Source organism: Pseudomonas sp. B33.4 (assembly GCF_034555375.1).
Taxonomy (GTDB): Bacteria; Pseudomonadota; Gammaproteobacteria; order Pseudomonadales; family Pseudomonadaceae; genus Aquipseudomonas.
Genome location: NZ_CP140706.1, coordinates 2,950,701 through 2,966,490 on the forward strand (window position 1 = coordinate 2,950,701; position 15,790 = coordinate 2,966,490).

Sequence of the window (15,790 nt, forward strand, 5' to 3'; positions counted from 1 at the left end):
ATCGTTCGAGATGTGCGTGTGTCGATCTGGATACCAGTGACCCTCCCAGCCCATCAGCGAGGATTCGGTCTGTTTTGGACTCCAGTTGTCTCGGCTCAAGTAGTTCAGAGCGTGTCGAATCGTATCGTCCCCCCCCCGTATGCCATGCGGGAGCTTCAGGGATTGCTAGAGCTTCACATCACCATCAGTCTGTCGTCACTAGCAGCCATTTGGCAGTGGTTGCCACTTGGACCGCCCGTCAACGTCGATTCGCTCTGCCGTGCGGGCCTATTCGCCCTCTGAGTTTTTCGGCCTTGTGGTAAATGGGGGGGGGGGGGGGGGGGCAAGCGATGCGGCAGGGGCGCCTGTTCGTTGCAGTCATCGTTTTAATACCTTATGGAAAGAAAAAGCACCGCATCGTGGCGGACGACGCGAGGCGAGTTGAGGGGCAGCGAAGCAAGATCTCGTACCAATAAACGTGTTTTGGCATGATTGAGCAAGTATGGTTTTGATCTAAGCCCTTGATTTAATTGTTCCTGAAAGCTTACTGGACACCTTGAAGCAAAGCGGTGTAATTCTGCTCTCAGGTTTTTCGACAGATTGGAAATTTCTTTCTGGACCAAATTGGACTGATCGATCCATGTCCTGGTTGACTAGGGGGAGCTACAGCGACTGGGATCTAGGACGCCCCCTTTCCCTTCAGCTTGGCTAAGCCTTGCTTGATGTGTCCAGCGTTCTCGCCAATTACCCATAAGGCGCCCCGTACGTTGTCTCCGACCTCGCTCATCCCTTGCTTCTCAGAATGAAGCGTCAGCTACATCAGTGCTGCCTCTAGGGCGAGCTGATTCTGGTACATCCTTTCTAGCACGTCCGATAACGAATATTCGTCTGGCATGGCATCGCCTCCTTTCGAGAAAAAGTACAAGCATAGTACCGTTAGTGCCCCTGTCAGGCAGTGATTGCGGATTGCTTAGAAATTGCTACAAAGCGAAGAGATTTTAGCGGGTGAGCCCTTCAGGCTGGGGTGTTGGCGGAGACCTGCGCCCAATCCATCATCGTATCGATCAAGACGTACGAAGCTGGAAATCGAATAGCAACGATGGCAAAGTGCCTTCTTGCCATTTTGAGAGGGAGGCGGTATGTACCAGCAGGTACTGGCGCTATTCAGCAGCGACGGTGCAGTTGCGGCCGCCATAGGTGTGCTGGTGGCAGTGATTGTCAAATCTATATCCATGTTGAATCAGATTATGGAATTTCATGACAAGCACTTCATCGAAAAGCGGTACAAGCTTTTAAAGCAGCTGGCTTCCGGGATTCCGGTAGAGAGCAGAGTAAAGCGTTACCTGGATGACTCCGTAGAACATGAGATATTTCGTATCGTGTCAGGCATCAGAGGCAGCTCTTTGCAGATCGCAGCTCTGGTCAAATTGGACAGCCTAGGTTATTGGAATCGGGAGCAGATTCGGAGAGTCGCTAGGTTCCTGGTGGTCACGCCAGGGGAGCCACACCCACTGGTCAAGATCACAAAGGCAGACAAATTTGGGGCAATGTTTGGCCTGACGTTTGCCATTCTCCTTCTTCTGACTGGGGGAGTGATTTCGATCGCGCTGACCATCAAAATTCCCCCTTTTGGATTCTTCATAGGGTTGACCGTGTTAAGTGTGATGATATGGGCGGGAGCCTTTTTTGCGGCCGACCATGGTGCCTATAAGACTGCCCTAGATATCCAGAAGTACCTCGCCGAGCATCCCAATACGTTCGCAACGCATCTGTCGGGGAGAGGTGCACCGTCAGAAAATAGGGTTGAAAATGAGGTTCAAGCCACTACGTAGATAGCTATCAACGGAGCTAGCGGGCTGACTGTCTCGCGATTGGTCGGGCGTGAAAAGAGTTCGCAACGATATTTGTCCCCTTGATGGGGCGTGCCCTAGGGGGCTTTAGAAATCAGTAGCTTGCGTAACACATCGCGTGCTAACCTATTGATCTACTTAGCTTTGTAGCGTGGATTGCAAATCCACCTACGCCGGTTCGATTCCGACCTCGGCCTCCACTATAAACAAGCTCCGTAGATCCATGATTTACGGAGCTTTTTTATTTGCACTGCGCTGCAAGATTTAGTCTTGAAATACGGCCATTGCAAACTTGCTTCGCCGGGAAGTGATGTATATATTTCCCGCTCTGCTGCTCAAGGTTGGATCCTGTCAGGATCTCCACTTCTGGAGCAGAAGACAGCAACACCGCGCTACCGCCCGAATGGCGAAACTGGTAGACGCATGGGACTTAAAATCCCCCGCTCGTAAGGGCGTGCCGGTTCGATTCCGGCTTCGGGCACCATGAATATCAAAGGCCTGCATGAGTATTCTCATGCAGGCCTTTTTTGTGCCTGCTTTTTACTTAGCGCTAAACAAATGCCTGGCCGCTAAAACCTCGAGGCAAGCGCTGAAGACCGGCCATTGCTGTCAGCCGATCGATCCATTCTGCGCGCCAGTCTGTTGCGCTGTGCGTGGCTTTGCCTTGACGAGACATTCTGCGGGCAGCGTTACGCTGATCTTTTCGTGCCTGCTTGTAGGCATCGGTATTGCGGCAGCTGCGGCACTTCACGCGGTTGAGCTCACGGCTTGCCGCAAGCTGTTTGCCTTTGTGCCCACAGGCCAGATGCCCGTCGACGTTGAAATGGATAACCATAAACCGTCTCCTTTGCGACGTGTATGAGTTATGACAACTCACGGATCACACCGTTCGGCGACTGGGTCGCAGGCAAAAGAACACCCGCATGCGGGCGGGTGGGCTGATGTTGTGGTGCAAAGAAGTGATTCCACTGTAGGCGCACAGTTGCGGTCGTTCTGTGAAAGGTGCCGTCGCCGGAAAAGAATATGGCGGACAGACAAGCATGCGGTGACCCGTGTGTCACCGCAGTGAAGGCAAACTCTGAAAAAGCCTTGGTGCGATCGGTGTCATCTGAACCGAGGCAGTGGCCGATCGACAGGCTTGAGCGCCGACAGCGTATTGCGAATCAGCGGAGCATCCTTCTCGATATCGTTCAGCCGGTCACGGATGCGCAGGGCGGTCGGGTGTCCGCCTTGGTGGTCGACCCAGTCGGCAATCTCTTTGCAGGCGGCCGCGAGGCGCGCTTGCCGGGCGTCGAGCAGGGTGAGGAGGGTGGTGATGGACTCTTTTTCGGACATGGAACACCTCCGTTCTATGAAACCTGAGCTGCAGCAAAAAGCCCGCGTGTTGCGAGCCTTCTGCCGTGGGGCGCTGCTCCTTCAGCTGGTTTCAGTATAGACCCGGTTCTGATCGGCATCAGCCGGACGATTCGCGGGCCGGTAATGGGGAACTGGCTGCGTTGAGGCGTTTGCATTCACGTCGTGCGTCCTCTTCCTCGTCGTAGCCATCGCCGATGAAGCCGCCAGTACGCGTATCGCAGATGCGAAACCAGCTATGCGCTTCGGCTGGATCATGCTGGCTGTCACCGGCGCGTCGACCGTGAATAATGATCTTGTTGCAACGCTTCACGACGAAAATGTCTTCCATGGCGTCACCGCAGCTGATTCGTGTCAGATCAACTATAGAAGCCCCCGGCAATCGTGCAAAAAATACACAGCTCAGCTCGTCGGTTGCCAGCGCCAGCCTTCGCGGTGCCAGATCAAATGATGGCTTGGGTTCAATGCCCGCAAAAACCCCTGATCGTGGGAAACCGCGACAATCGCTCCGGGAAATGTCTGCAAGGCTTTCTCGAAAGCCTCCACGCAAGCCAGATCAAGATGATTGGTGGGCTCATCCAGCAGCAGCAATTGTGCGGGTGTCTGGCGCCACAGCGCCAACGCGAGGGCAGCTTTCAAGCGTTCGCCACCACTGAGCGAGCCGCATGGCCGCGTGGCGCGTTGTGCGTCCAGTTGTAATTGCGCGAGGTAACTGCGCAAGGTGCCTTCGCTCAGGGGCGTTTGCTGTGCCTGCAATTGATCGACAATAGAAGTGCGGTCATCCAGCAGTTTCAGCTGTTGATCGAGAAAGGCAAAAGCCACATGCGTGATGCATTCGCCACTGACTGGCGTCCATTCACCCGCCAGCAATTTCAGCAGCGTTGATTTGCCACAACCGTTGTGACCGCTGACTGCGATGCGCAGCGGTCCCTGAATGGTGAGGTCAAGCCGGGTGGTGGGCGCATCTGCCGGCAACCATGGCAGGCACGCGTCGATCAGTGTGCACACTCGACGATTGTTTGGAACCGCACTGCCCGGCAGATTGATCAGTACGCCGTCGTCCGGCAATACGTTTTCGTACGCCTCACGCACGCGCTCATCCAGATCGGATTTGCGTGCCTGATGGCCGACCTTTACGTGGCCCATGATGTCTCGCGCGGCCGCTTTCAGCGCAGCCCGTTCGAAGCCAGAGACGTTAGCGGATTGTGCGTTGCGACGGCTGCCGGCCGCGTGACGCTGAATGGCGTCGTGCTCGCGTTGCAGTCGCGTACGTTCGCGCTGACGTTCGGTGCGGGCCTGATCGAGTTGCGCCTGCGCTGCTTGTTGATGTACTCGACGTTGCTCGGTGAACTCCGAAAACCTGCCGCTGAAAACTGTAGCCCCCAGCGGCGTAAGTTCGACGATTCGCTGCATCTGCTCCAGCATTTGCCGGTCATGACTGACGACGATCAGTCCGCCACGCCAGCGATCGAGCGAGCTCATCAGCCACTGTCGACCGGCAGTGTCGAGGTGATTGGTCGGCTCGTCGAGCACCAGTAATTGCGCCTGACTCAGCAGCGCACCGATCAAGGCAATCCTGGCTTGCTGGCCACCGCTGAGATTTTCGGTCAGATCCGTCGCGGTGATATCGGTCAGCGCGGCCTCATCAAGCATTTGACGCAATCGTTCTGCCAGATCCCAGCGTTCACCGATGAGATCGAAATCTTCGGCTGTGGCACCACCGAGTTTCAGTCGTTCCAGTGCGCGGATCACCGTGGCTGTTCCTGTCGCGTCAGCTACGGTTTGTCCAGGTGTGGTGACGAAGGTTTGCGCGACATAGTGCGCGGACGCTGAACGTGCCACGCTGCCGAAATCAGGCTGCAACTGCCCGGCAATCAAGCGTGCGAGCACACTTTTGCCGACGCCATTGCGCCCGACGATAGCGGTCGGTTGACCATCGAAATTCAGGTTCAGGGCTTCGAATAGCGTGACGCCATTGGCGAACTGAAAACCCAGTTGATTCAGGGAAACGAGTGCGGCTGTACGCGAGACGTGAGTCATCGGCACCTCCAAAAATGTCGTGAAAACTGACAAGCGCCGAGAGCGGCGTGTCGCGATTGCATTTTTAGAAGGTTGAGTTGTTCACTTCTGCGGTCGTCCGGAGGAGGGGAAGGTCGCTAGCCTAGATGACGCTGCGCAGCGGATCAAGGTGCGTCGGTCATTTCGCTCATTCGCTCAAGAAACATTGCCAATGCGACTTCCTCGGCCCGCAAGCCCTTGCGCACACGCGGACGCGGCAGTTCGGCAAGCGCGCCGAGCATGAATTTTTCCACCACAGCAGGGTGGATGTAGCACTTTCGGCAAACCGCCGGCGTGTTGCCCAGCTGCCTGGCGACGCCTTTGACCATCTCGACCACGTGCCGCTTGGCTTCGGTCTCGGACTCCCATTGCAACTCGCGCAACACCGCCAACGCCAGAGCGCTGCCGGCCCAGGTGCGATAGTCCTTGGCGGTGAAGTCAGCGCCGGTGAGGGTTTGCAGGTAACTGTTGACGTCGGAAGAGCTGACGGTGTGGCGCTCGCCGTTTTCATCCAGATACTGGAACAGGTTCTGCCCGGGAATTTCCAGACAACGCTTGATGATGCGCGCCAGGCGCCGGTCTTTGACGGTGATCTGATGTTCGATGCCGCTCTTTCCGCGAAACTGGAACAGGATTGCGCTGCCGTTGACCTCGACATGTCGACTGCGCAGGGTGGTCAGGCCATAGGAGCGATTGTCGCGGGCGTATTGCGTGTTGCCGACGCGAATCAGTGTGGCGTCGAGCAGGGTGATTACCGTGGCCATGACCTTGTCGCGACTGAAGCCGGGCGCGGCCAGCAACGCCTCCAGTTGTTTGCGCAACTTTGGCAGCGCCAGACCGAACTCGCGCAGGCGTGAATACTTGTCGGCATCGCGCACTTCGCGCCAGCGCGGGTGATAGCGATATTGCTTGCGGCCACGGGCATCACGGCCGGTGGCTTGCAAGTGGCCGCACGGGTCGGCGCAGATCCACACATCGGTATAAGCCGGCGGCACGGCGAGAGCATTGATGCGTTTGATTTCATCTGGGTCGCTGATGCGCTCGCCAGACGGTTTGAAATAGCTGAACTTGCCGCGCCGTTTCTTGCGGGTGATACCGGGCTGGGTGTCATCAACGTAATGCAGATCGGAGGGCAGCTCGGTAATCAGCTCGGTGTCGGGCATGGCGGTTTCCTTCGGTGGTGCGGCGGTCTGTAAGACGATTGACCGCACGCCGTTGCCGTCGTGCCGAATGATTCAGGCGAGGACCGCGACCGCTTTGATCTGCGCCCACAATCGCTGGCCCGGGTGCACGCCCAATTGATCTCTGGAATAGCGGGTGATGCGCGCGAGCAGCGGGGTGCCGCCCGCATCGAGACGAATCAGCACGTGGGCGGCGTTGTCGGCCGATTGCTCACTGACCACCGTGACTGGCAGTCGATTGAGAATGCTGCTGAATTCACTGTTCTGCAGGGTCAGGCTGATATCGCGCGCGTGCACTTTGCAGCGCAGGGCCTGACCCAGCGCCATCGGCGCGTGGGTGACGCGGATACTCATCTCGGTGGCCGGCAGTTGCAGGCTCAGCAGTTGATAGTCGGCGTCGTAAGCGCTGACCTGGCCTTCAATGATCACGCCGGCGTCATCGCCCATGGCCATCGGCAGGTCCAGGCGCGCGAGGGTTTCGCCGATCGGGCCGCTGGCCAGCGCTTTGCCTTCGCTGAGCAACACCAGGTGATCGGCCAGCCGGGCGACTTCGTCCTGAGCATGGCTGACGTACAGCACGGGAATGTCCAGTTCGTCATGCAGGCGTTGCAGGTAAGGCAGGATTTCACTTTTGCGCTGGCTGTCGAGGGCCGCCAGCGGTTCGTCCATCAGCAACAGTTTCGGGCTGGTCAGCAACGCTCGGGCGATCCCGACACGCTGGCGTTCACCGCCCGACAAATGTTGCGGATGGCGTTCGAGCAAATGACCGATGCCCAAGAGTTCGGTGGCCTGTGCCATATCGACCCGGCGCTGGGATTTGGCAATGCGCTTGAGGCCGAATTGCAGATTGGCCAGCACCGACAAATGCGGGAACAGGCTGGCCTCCTGAAACACATAGCCGAGCGCACGTTTGTGTGGCGGGACGAAAATGCCTTTTTCGCTGTCCTGCCAGACTTCGTCGTTGATCTGAACGAAACCTTGTTCGGCGCGCTCAAGTCCGGCGATGCAGCGCAGGCAGGTGGTTTTGCCGGAGCCCGAGTGCCCATAAAGCGCGGTCACGCCACGGCCCGGCAGGTTCAGATCGACATCGAGACTGAAGCCCGAATAGACCCTGTTCAGACGTACATCGATCATCGATCAGCTCCAGCCTGCACGGGTCTTGCGGCTGGAATACAGCGCCAGCAATACCAGAAACGAGAACACCAGCATCGCCCCGGCCAACCAGTGGGCCTGCGCGTATTCCATTGCTTCTACGTGGTCGTAGATTTGCACGGAAACCACGCGAGTCTTGTCGGGAATGTTGCCGCCGATCATCAGCACCACGCCGAACTCACCGACGGTATGCGCGAAGCCGAGGATCGCCGCGGTGATAAAACCGGGGCGGGCCAGCGGCAGAATCACGCTGAAAAAAGTGTCCCAGGGATTGGCGCGCAAGGTTGCGGCCACTTCCAGTGGACGGGTGCCGATCGCCGAGAACGCGTTTTGCAACGGTTGCACCACGAAAGGCATGGAATAGATCACCGAACCGATCACCAGCCCGGTGAAGCTGAAGGTCAGGGTGCCCAGGCCCAGCCATTGGGTGAATTGGCCGAGAAAGCCGTGCGGGCCCATCATCAGCAACAGATAGAAACCGATCACGGTCGGTGGCAGTACGAGGGGCAGGGCGACGATCGCTCCGATCGGGCCGCGCAGCCACGAACGGGTGTGCGACAACCACAGGGCAATCGGAGTGCCGACAACCAACAGGATCGCAGTGGTCAGGGACGCCAGTTTGAGGGTCAGCCAGATCGCCGCGAAATCGGCACTCGTCAGCGACATTTAGAGCTGGTAACCGTAGGACTTGATCACCGCAGCGGCTTTCGGGCCTTTGAGGTATTCAACCAGTGCCTTGGCGGCGGCGTTGTCCTTGCCTTTGTTCAGAATGACGGCGTCCTGTTTGATCGGGTCGTGCATATCAGCAGGGACGATCCACGCCGAACCGCTGCTGACCTTGCCGTCCTTGTAAATCTGTGACAGAGCGACAAAACCCAGCTCCGCGTTACCGGTCGAGACGAACTGGTAAGCCTGAGTGATGTTCTGGCCTTCGACGATCTTGGCTTTGGTGGCCTCGGTCAGTTTGAGTTTTTCCAGCACTTGCGTGGCGGCCAGGCCGTAAGGCGCTGCTTTCGGGTTGGCGATGGACAGGTGCTGGTACTCGTTCTTTTTCAGAACCTCGCCTTTCCCATCGACATAACCTTCTTTCGCTGACCACAGCGCCAGCGTGCCGATGGCGTAGGTGAAGCGCGAACCTTTGACGGTATCGCCTTCTTTTTCGAGCTTTTCCGGGGTGGTGTCGTCGGCGGAAAGGAACACTTCGAACGGCGCGCCGTTCTTGATCTGGGTGTAGAACTGGCCAGTGGCGCCGTACGCTGCGACCAGTTTGTGCCCGGTGTCTTTTTCGAAATCGGCGGCAATGGCCTGGATCGGTGCGGTGAAGTTGGCCGCAACTGCCACCTGCACTTCATCGGCCTGAACAGCGCCGACGGCGAAGACCGCGAGTAAAGAGGCCAGGCAGGTAGGGGCAAAACGTGAGGCACGAATGGTCATGTAACAGCTCCGTGGTTGGCGAGTGCAGAGCGCAGCTATTGTTGGAAGTGGACTGCGCCGATGCGAGGGGTGAATTCGCTATATAGCGAAATATATAGCGAAATGCCGCCAAACAGGAAGTGTTGCTTGAACCAAGAGTGAAGATGCTTGAATCCTCACTCTGTTCAGCGTCACTGACGAGTGAGTTTTGCCAATGCACCTTCGGCTAATTGCCGGGTTAGTTCTGCGCTGTTCAAGTCCTTGCCGAGGGGGAATGCCTGACCGGCCCAGAGGTTGGCAAACCCGGCCTCGTCGATCGTTCGCAGCGGCATCAACGCACCGCCGGCCAAGGGAAATGCTGGTGCCTTCGGCGACATCGGGCCGACCTCACGCATGACGCGGTTGAGAATACCCCGCGCCGGACGTCCGGTGAAGATATTGGTGATCGCCGTTTCGCTTTCCTTGGCCGTGCGCAATGCCTTGTGGTGAGCGGCGCTGACTTTCGCTTCTGGCGTGAACAGATAGGCCGTGCCGACCTGTACCGCCGATGCTCCCAATGTGAACGCCGCCGCCACGCCGCGTGCATCGGCAATGGCGCCGGCGGCAATCACCGGTACGTTCACCGCGTCGACCACTTGGGGCACCAGGGCAAACGTGCCCACCTGACTGCTCAGTTCATCACTGAGAAACATGCCTCGATGGCCGCCAGCCTCGTAGCCCATGACGATAATTGCGTCGCAGCCGTGCTGTTCCAGCCAGATCGCTTCATCGACAGTGGTGGCCGAGGAGAGAATTTTTGCCCCGGTCGCCTTGACCCGATCGAGCAAGGATTGCTCTGGCAGACCGAAGTGAAAACTCACGACCTCAGGCCGAAATTCTTCCAGCACTGCGCAGGCTGCCGCATCGAACGGCGCTCGGTTGGACACCGGTGTAGGTGCGTCGAAATCGGCGCCCAGTTCGCGGTAATACGGTTCCAGCAGCTGCTTCCATTCACGTGCGCGTTGCTCATTCGCCGCCGGTGGCTGATGGCAGAAGAAGTTCACGTTGAAGGGCTTGTCGGTGTGTTGGCGAATGGTTTTCAGCTCTTCGCGCAATTGCTCGATGCTCAGCATCGCCGCCGGCATCGAACCCAGGCCGCCGGCATTGCACACGGCGATGACCATCGACGAATTCGTCGCACCGGCCATCGGGCCCTGAATGATCGGCAGCTCAATGCCGAGCAGATCAAGAATGCGGGTGTCTGGCCATTGGCTCATGAACGCTGTTCTCCGAACGGTGGAAGGCAGAGCCGGTTTTTTAACAGCAAAACCGGATCCGCAGCCAGTTCGAAATTCAGAACAACCCGTGCAGTTTTTCAGCGTCGATGAAAGCCACCGCCGCCAAACGAGTGGTTCATGAATTGCGAGGAGTTGTGAAAGTTGTTGGTCCGCTGGTTGCCGAAATTACGCGCAGCAGAGTCGCGGTTGAGGTTCTGCAATTGCGCATTGTTGTTGATGGGGGCGCTGCGGGTCGCGCCGCCGCCAACCATCGACTGCCAGCCGTTGTCGGTCTTTTTATACACGTTGCCGTCGTGGCCTGCGTAAACGTTGTCGCCAACGTGTGCAGCGCCGCCGTTGCGTCCGCGAATGCCGCCATATTGGGTGGTGTTGCCAGTGTTGGGGTTGTACACGGCGCCACGATTGGCGGTGACCTGCGTGCCGTTGCGCGCATTGCCGGCAGTGACCCGCTCGCCGGCAATTGCGCCACCGTTCGGTCCGACCGCCACACCACTTCGTCCAGCAGCATAATTGCCGGTGTAGACGTTATGCACGGCGCCCCGTTGACCGGCAGCCGCGACGCCGGTGCGGGAGTTGTAGGAAGCGCCGACCTGACCGGCCCAGCGATTGCCGGTCCAGGCGTTGTACCCGGCGCCGTAGCGGCTGACTGTAGCCCGGTCGCCCCACTGATGATAAATGTTGCCGGTGGTTCCGGCCCAACCACCGGGACCCCAGGCCACTGCGCCGCCGCGATAACCGTAAGCGGCGCCACCCCAGGCCAAAGGCGCCGGATACAGGTGCGGGCCCCAGGCGTAACCCCAGCCGTAGTTGCCCCACCACGGGTAGGCGCCCCAGCCCCAACCCATCGCTACAGTGCTGCCGCCCCAACTCCAGCCAAAACCGAAACCGAAGGTCCAGCCGGTCCACGGTGTATAGCGGATGGCGACGCCGAAACCGTAAGTCACCGGCGGGCCATACCAGACGCTGCCCACCCATGGTGTGTACGGATAACCGGTGCCATACACCACGACACCCGTCGCCGGATCCAGATTCGAACCCTGATACCCGGGTGTGTAGCCGACCACTACCGTGTCACCGCTGGACTCGTAGACTTTGACGTAGGTGAGGTAATGCATCGGCGAACTCGGCGGGATCGAATAGATAACCGCCGGCACCGAACTGGCGACAACCCAAGGTCCGTTTACAGTAGTGGCAGTGAACCAGATACCGTTCTCCACCGCGTACCAACTATTGTTGTCGACGCGGATGATGGGCGTGGCGCTGTTGACCACGTATTGCAGCGGCGTGGCATTGATGGCTTTGAGTTGCGGTTCGCCATCGAACTGTGGTGCGGTCATTTTTACCGCGCTTTTCTTGATGGCCGACGTCTGTGGAATGGTCGCGGCAATGGCCGCCTCTTTGGCTTGCGGCGTGCCGGCGACCGAAGCCTTGACGTTCTCTTTCGGGCTGTCGTCGGGAATGTTGGCGAAGTCCGCCGGCAGTTTGTCTGCGGGGGTAAAGGTCCACGGACCATTCATGTCAATGGCGCGAAACCAGCGCCCGGAAATCAGCACATAACTGTTCTGGTCACCGATTTCCTTGAAGATGTGCCCGGTAGTGTTGCTGACATACAGCAATCCGGTGCCCTGAATTGGCGTCCATTGCGCTGCGCCGTCAGTGACCAACAATTCCGTGGGCGTGGTGGCGATGAAAATCTTCGGTTGCGGTGGTTTGGCCAGGCTTGGAATCTTGTCTTTCGGATCGCTTTGCCCAGTCAGCAGATCCACTTGCCGGCTCTGAATGGCGGCCTGTTTGGCTTTCTCCAGTTCGGCAAACGGTGTGACCAGACGGGTATACGCGCCATTGATCTGGTCGGCGACCATCCAGCCATCGAAGACATGCAGATAATGTTTGCCCTGTGCATCTTTCAATAACAGAGGGCGAGTGTTGATCACTCGTTGCAGCGCCGTGCCTTCCACCGGTCGGTACGCCGCGTCGCCATCGATATAGACGAGCAGGGCGGGAACGTCGGAACTGATGATCGTCGGCGGGGTGTTTTCCAGCGGCGCGCTGTCGGCTTTCTGTTCTGCAGAGAGTACACCGACCGCAGCTTCGAGCTGATCGAGCGAAATGGTTTTCTTGCGGCTGTCGGCGTCTTTTTGCAAAGCCGCGAGCCAGGTGTCGGCTTGACTGGCATCGGCCGGGAAATCGGCCTTGATGATCTTGTACTGATCCAGCGCGACCCAGCGCGTGGCCTTGTCGACCAGCGTATGTGCGCTGAACTGCACAATTCCGTAGGTGGATTTGCCGTCGGCACCGGTGGCTTCAACGGCCGCACGAGCATTGAGCGTGTAACCGTCCCAGCTGTCGAGTTGCGGCTGATACACCGTCAGTTTCGCTTTGCCGCTGCTGATGACTTGCGGCCAGGTCGGCTCGCTCGGGGCCTCAGTGGCCGATGCCGCCCAGGCACTGCCGAGTGCCAGCAGACACAGCATCAACATCACAAAGAACGAGCGCGGGTAAGACATTGTCAGCTCCATCGACAGGCCGGTTTCTGAAGGAATAACGGCGAAACAACGGCCGTCGAAAAAGCATAGTCGTCCGCCATGGAAATACCCGGCCGATTCACCGATTGGCGCAAAGTCGAATGTGGCAGCGTGTTGCGATGTGTTATTTCAGGGCACGACATTCCGAAACAGTCATGCGAGGCAGTCATGTTCAACGCCATTGTGATCGACAAAGACGACAGCGGTTATCGCGCCAACCTGCAGCAGGTCAACGAAGAGCAATTGCCCGAAGGCGATGTCACCGTCGGAGTTGCTTACAGCACGCTGAATTTCAAGGATGGCCTGGCGATTACCGGCAGCAGTCCGGTGGTGCGCAAGTTTCCGATGGTGCCGGGGATCGACCTTGCGGGCCGCGTAGAAGCCAGTTCGCACCCCGACTATAAGGTGGGTGATCAGGTGCTGCTCAATGGCTGGGGCGTCGGCGAAAATCACTGGGGTGGCCTGGCGCAGAAAGCACGGCTCAATGGCGACTGGCTGATCCCATTGCCCAACGCCTTCACGGCGGCGCAAGCCATGGCGATCGGCACGGCCGGCTATACGGCGATGCTGTGCATTCTGGCACTCGAGCGCAATGGCGTGACGCCAGAGCAGGGCGAGGTTCTGGTCACTGGGGCCAATGGTGGCGTTGGCAGTTTCGCCATCGCTTTGCTGAGCAAGCTCGGCTATCGCGTCGTCGCATCCACTGGCCGTGTCTCCGAGCATGAGTACCTGAAGCAACTGGGCGCCGGTGAAATCATCGACCGCGCGACCTTGTCAGTGCCCGGCAAGCCACTGGCCAAAGAGCGCTGGGCAGCGGTGATCGATTCGGTGGGCAGTCACACCCTGGCCAATGCCTGCGCCAGCACTCGCTCCGAAGGCACCGTCGCCGCGTGTGGTCTGGCGCAGGGCATGGATTTCCCGGCTTCGGTTGCCCCGTTCATTTTGCGTGGCGTGACCCTGGCCGGCATCAACAGCGTGACCCAGCCCAAGGCTCGCCGTCTGGAGGCGTGGGATCGTCTGGCCAGGGATCTGGATGTCTCGTTGCTGGCATTGATCAGCCATGAAATCGGTCTGAGTGAGGCCATTGATGCAGCGCCGAAGTTGCTCGCCGGGCAACTTCGCGGACGGGTTGTCGTTGATGTCAATCGCTGACAACTGCCGACGGGGTGGGACGTCCTCTCAGGACGTCGTCTCGCGTTCCAGCAACTGACGCTTGCGCTCGACGCCCCAGCGATAGCCCGAAAGATTGCCATCGCTGCGCACCACGCGGTGGCAAGGAATCGCCACTGCCAAGCGGTTGGCGCCGCACGCCTGAGCCACTGCGCGCATGGACGTCGGTGCGCCGATGCGCTGAGCGATTTCGGCGTAACTGGCGGTGTGGCCCGCCGGAATTTCCCGCAGCGCCTGCCACACACGTTCCTGGAACGCCGTGCCGCGAACGTCCAGCGGCAGATCCAGGCCAATCGCCGGAGCTTCGATAAATCCCACCACCTTGGCGATCAGTTGTTCGAAACCGGCATCGGCGCCGATCAGGTTGGCCTGGCGAAACTGATCCTGCAGATCGCACACCAGTTGATGCGGGTCATCGCCCAACAGAATCGCGCACACCCCACGCTCGCTTTGCGCCACCAGAATCGCTCCCAGCGAACACTGGCCAACGGCGAAGCGAATGTCGTTGTTCTTACCGGCCGCACGATAATCGCCAGGTTTCATGCCCAGCAAGTGATCCGCTGATTCATAGAAACGGCTATTGGAATTGAAGCCCGCGTCGTACAGCGCTTCCGTCACCGAATCGCCGTCTGCCAAGCGCTCACGGACTTTGCGCGAGCGATGGGCCGTTGCGTAGCCTTTGGGCGTCAATCCCGTCGCGGCTTTGAAGACACGATGGAAATGAAACGGACTCAGGCCGGCGGTCTGCGCCAGTTCATTCAGTGCCGGCAAGGTCTCGGCGGATTCGATAAGACGGCAGGCAATGGCGACGGTCGCGGCATGCTGCGCGGCGACATCACTCTGATCCTTGCTGGCACGCTTGCTCGGCCGATAACCGGCAGCCTCGGCCTGCTCAGCCGTATCGAAAAACTCGACGTTCTGCGGTTTCGGCAAGCGTGAGAGACTGCTCGGGCGGCAGTAGATGCCGGTGGTTTTCACTGCGTAGACAAATTGTCCGTCCGCCCGTGAGTCTCGCGCAACCACGGCGGCCCAGCGTGGATCGTTTTCGGTCTTGAAGGGGGTCGAAAGCGTTTTCATGGTGGTTATCCGTTGTCCTGTTTGATTCAGGTTAACCAGCGTCGCAAGGCGCAACACTCCGAGCCTTGCGGTCAAACTTTTGCAGGTTATCCGGCCACACGAAAGGTCAGATTGATCCGTTGCTCACCCAGACGTGGATGGCGGCCTTGCTTGATCGGCAGCACGCCGTGATAACGCAAGCGATCAACGCCGCCCCAGACCACCATGTCGCCATGCAACAAAGCAATGCGCTGGCTCTTGTCGCTGCGATTGAAACCGCCGAAGAGAAACATGGCCGGCAACCCGAGTGACAGCGAAACGATCGGCGCGCTGTAGGCCTTTTCGTCTTTGTCCTGATGCAATGACATCTTGGCGCCGGGGATATAGCAATTGATAAGGCAGGAATCAGCGTTGAAGTCAGCGAATCCAGCTTGCGCCGCTGCTGAGTGCGCCAGTGCCGCGAAGACTTCCGGCAGCGGCGGCCATGGCAAATCACTGAGCGGATCGACGCTCGAATAACGATAACCGTGGCGATCAGTGATCCAGCCCAGTGCGCCGCAACTGCTGGTGCCCACCGACATGCTGAATCCACCCGGCGTGACCATGTGGCGCAAGGGCGCTGCGGCAAGAATCGCATCCAGTGCTGGCAGAATCTGCTCGACCAGCGGCAGGGCAAAACCATGCAACACCCAGGATTGCTCGCCAATCTGCTCGGCGTGGGGGCGTTGTTCGGGTTCATGACCGGCGAACAGATCGAAAGTGTTCGGTTGCATGGT

The 15,790-nt window shown here is 58.7% G+C and carries 14 protein-coding genes and 1 tRNA gene; 3 read left to right on the forward strand and 12 right to left on the reverse strand.

Annotated elements, in window-relative coordinates:
* Positions 1 to 1,118: 1,118 nt before the first annotated feature.
* Together U6037_RS13020 and U6037_RS13025 are read left to right on the forward strand one after the other, a co-directional pair.
* Entirely contained in the window at positions 1,119 to 1,811 is a 693-nt protein-coding gene (locus U6037_RS13020; protein ID WP_322847040.1) for a hypothetical protein, read from the forward strand.
* A gap of 415 nt (positions 1,812 to 2,226) precedes the next feature.
* Positions 2,227 to 2,313: transfer RNA gene (locus U6037_RS13025), tRNA-Leu, on the forward strand.
* Positions 2,314 to 2,379: 66 nt separating this feature from the next.
* Here the strand turns inward: U6037_RS13025 and U6037_RS13030 are convergent.
* The 10 genes from U6037_RS13030 to U6037_RS13075 form a co-directional block, all read right to left on the reverse strand.
* Positions 2,380 to 2,664, reverse strand: a complete 285-nt coding sequence (locus U6037_RS13030) for a hypothetical protein (RefSeq protein WP_242207186.1) — start codon at positions 2,662 to 2,664, stop codon at positions 2,380 to 2,382.
* 269 nt (positions 2,665 to 2,933) lie between these two features.
* Positions 2,934 to 3,164 carry a hypothetical protein gene (locus tag U6037_RS13035; RefSeq protein WP_008082703.1) on the reverse strand — a complete coding sequence of 77 codons (231 nt, stop codon included), beginning with the start codon at positions 3,162 to 3,164 and terminating at the stop codon, positions 2,934 to 2,936.
* Between the two features lie 118 nt (positions 3,165 to 3,282).
* Positions 3,283 to 3,513 carry a hypothetical protein gene (locus U6037_RS13040; RefSeq protein ID WP_322847041.1) on the reverse strand — a complete coding sequence of 77 codons (231 nt, stop codon included), beginning with the start codon at positions 3,511 to 3,513 and terminating at the stop codon, positions 3,283 to 3,285.
* Positions 3,514 to 3,584: 71 nt separating this feature from the next.
* On the reverse strand, positions 3,585 to 5,222 hold the full coding sequence (locus U6037_RS13045) for an ATP-binding cassette domain-containing protein (protein WP_322847042.1): 1,638 nt from the start codon (positions 5,220 to 5,222) through the stop codon (positions 3,585 to 3,587).
* Between the two features lie 143 nt (positions 5,223 to 5,365).
* A complete protein-coding gene (locus U6037_RS13050) occupies positions 5,366 to 6,403 on the reverse strand; it encodes a DNA topoisomerase IB (protein ID WP_322847043.1) in 1,038 nt (345 codons plus the stop codon).
* Positions 6,404 to 6,475: 72 nt separating this feature from the next.
* A complete protein-coding gene (gene modC, locus U6037_RS13055) occupies positions 6,476 to 7,555 on the reverse strand; it encodes a molybdenum ABC transporter ATP-binding protein (RefSeq protein WP_322847044.1) in 1,080 nt (359 codons plus the stop codon).
* 3 nt (positions 7,556 to 7,558) lie between these two features.
* On the reverse strand, positions 7,559 to 8,239 hold the full coding sequence (gene modB / locus U6037_RS13060; RefSeq protein ID WP_322847045.1) for a molybdate ABC transporter permease subunit: 681 nt from the start codon (positions 8,237 to 8,239) through the stop codon (positions 7,559 to 7,561).
* On the reverse strand, positions 8,240 to 9,007 hold the full coding sequence (gene modA, locus U6037_RS13065) for a molybdate ABC transporter substrate-binding protein (RefSeq protein WP_322847046.1): 768 nt from the start codon (positions 9,005 to 9,007) through the stop codon (positions 8,240 to 8,242).
* Positions 9,008 to 9,177: 170 nt separating this feature from the next.
* On the reverse strand, positions 9,178 to 10,242 hold the full coding sequence (locus tag U6037_RS13070) for a nitronate monooxygenase (RefSeq protein WP_322847047.1): 1,065 nt from the start codon (positions 10,240 to 10,242) through the stop codon (positions 9,178 to 9,180).
* A 98-nt stretch (positions 10,243 to 10,340) separates the two neighbouring features.
* Entirely contained in the window at positions 10,341 to 12,770 is a 2,430-nt protein-coding gene (locus tag U6037_RS13075) for an autotransporter (protein ID WP_322847048.1), read from the reverse strand.
* A gap of 186 nt (positions 12,771 to 12,956) precedes the next feature.
* Between U6037_RS13075 and U6037_RS13080 the strand changes: the two genes are divergently transcribed.
* Complete coding sequence (locus U6037_RS13080; RefSeq protein ID WP_322847049.1) at positions 12,957 to 13,940, forward strand: MDR family oxidoreductase; 984 nt, start codon at positions 12,957 to 12,959, stop codon at positions 13,938 to 13,940.
* A 27-nt stretch (positions 13,941 to 13,967) separates the two neighbouring features.
* Here U6037_RS13080 and ada read toward each other — a convergent pair whose 3' ends face one another.
* Positions 13,968 to 15,035: a bifunctional DNA-binding transcriptional regulator/O6-methylguanine-DNA methyltransferase Ada gene (ada, locus tag U6037_RS13085; protein WP_322847050.1), complete on the reverse strand. Its 1,068-nt coding sequence runs from the start codon at positions 15,033 to 15,035 to the stop codon at positions 13,968 to 13,970.
* An 86-nt stretch (positions 15,036 to 15,121) separates the two neighbouring features.
* Entirely contained in the window at positions 15,122 to 15,787 is a 666-nt protein-coding gene (gene alkB, locus U6037_RS13090) for a DNA oxidative demethylase AlkB (RefSeq protein ID WP_322847320.1), read from the reverse strand.
* Positions 15,788 to 15,790 lie beyond the last annotated feature (3 nt).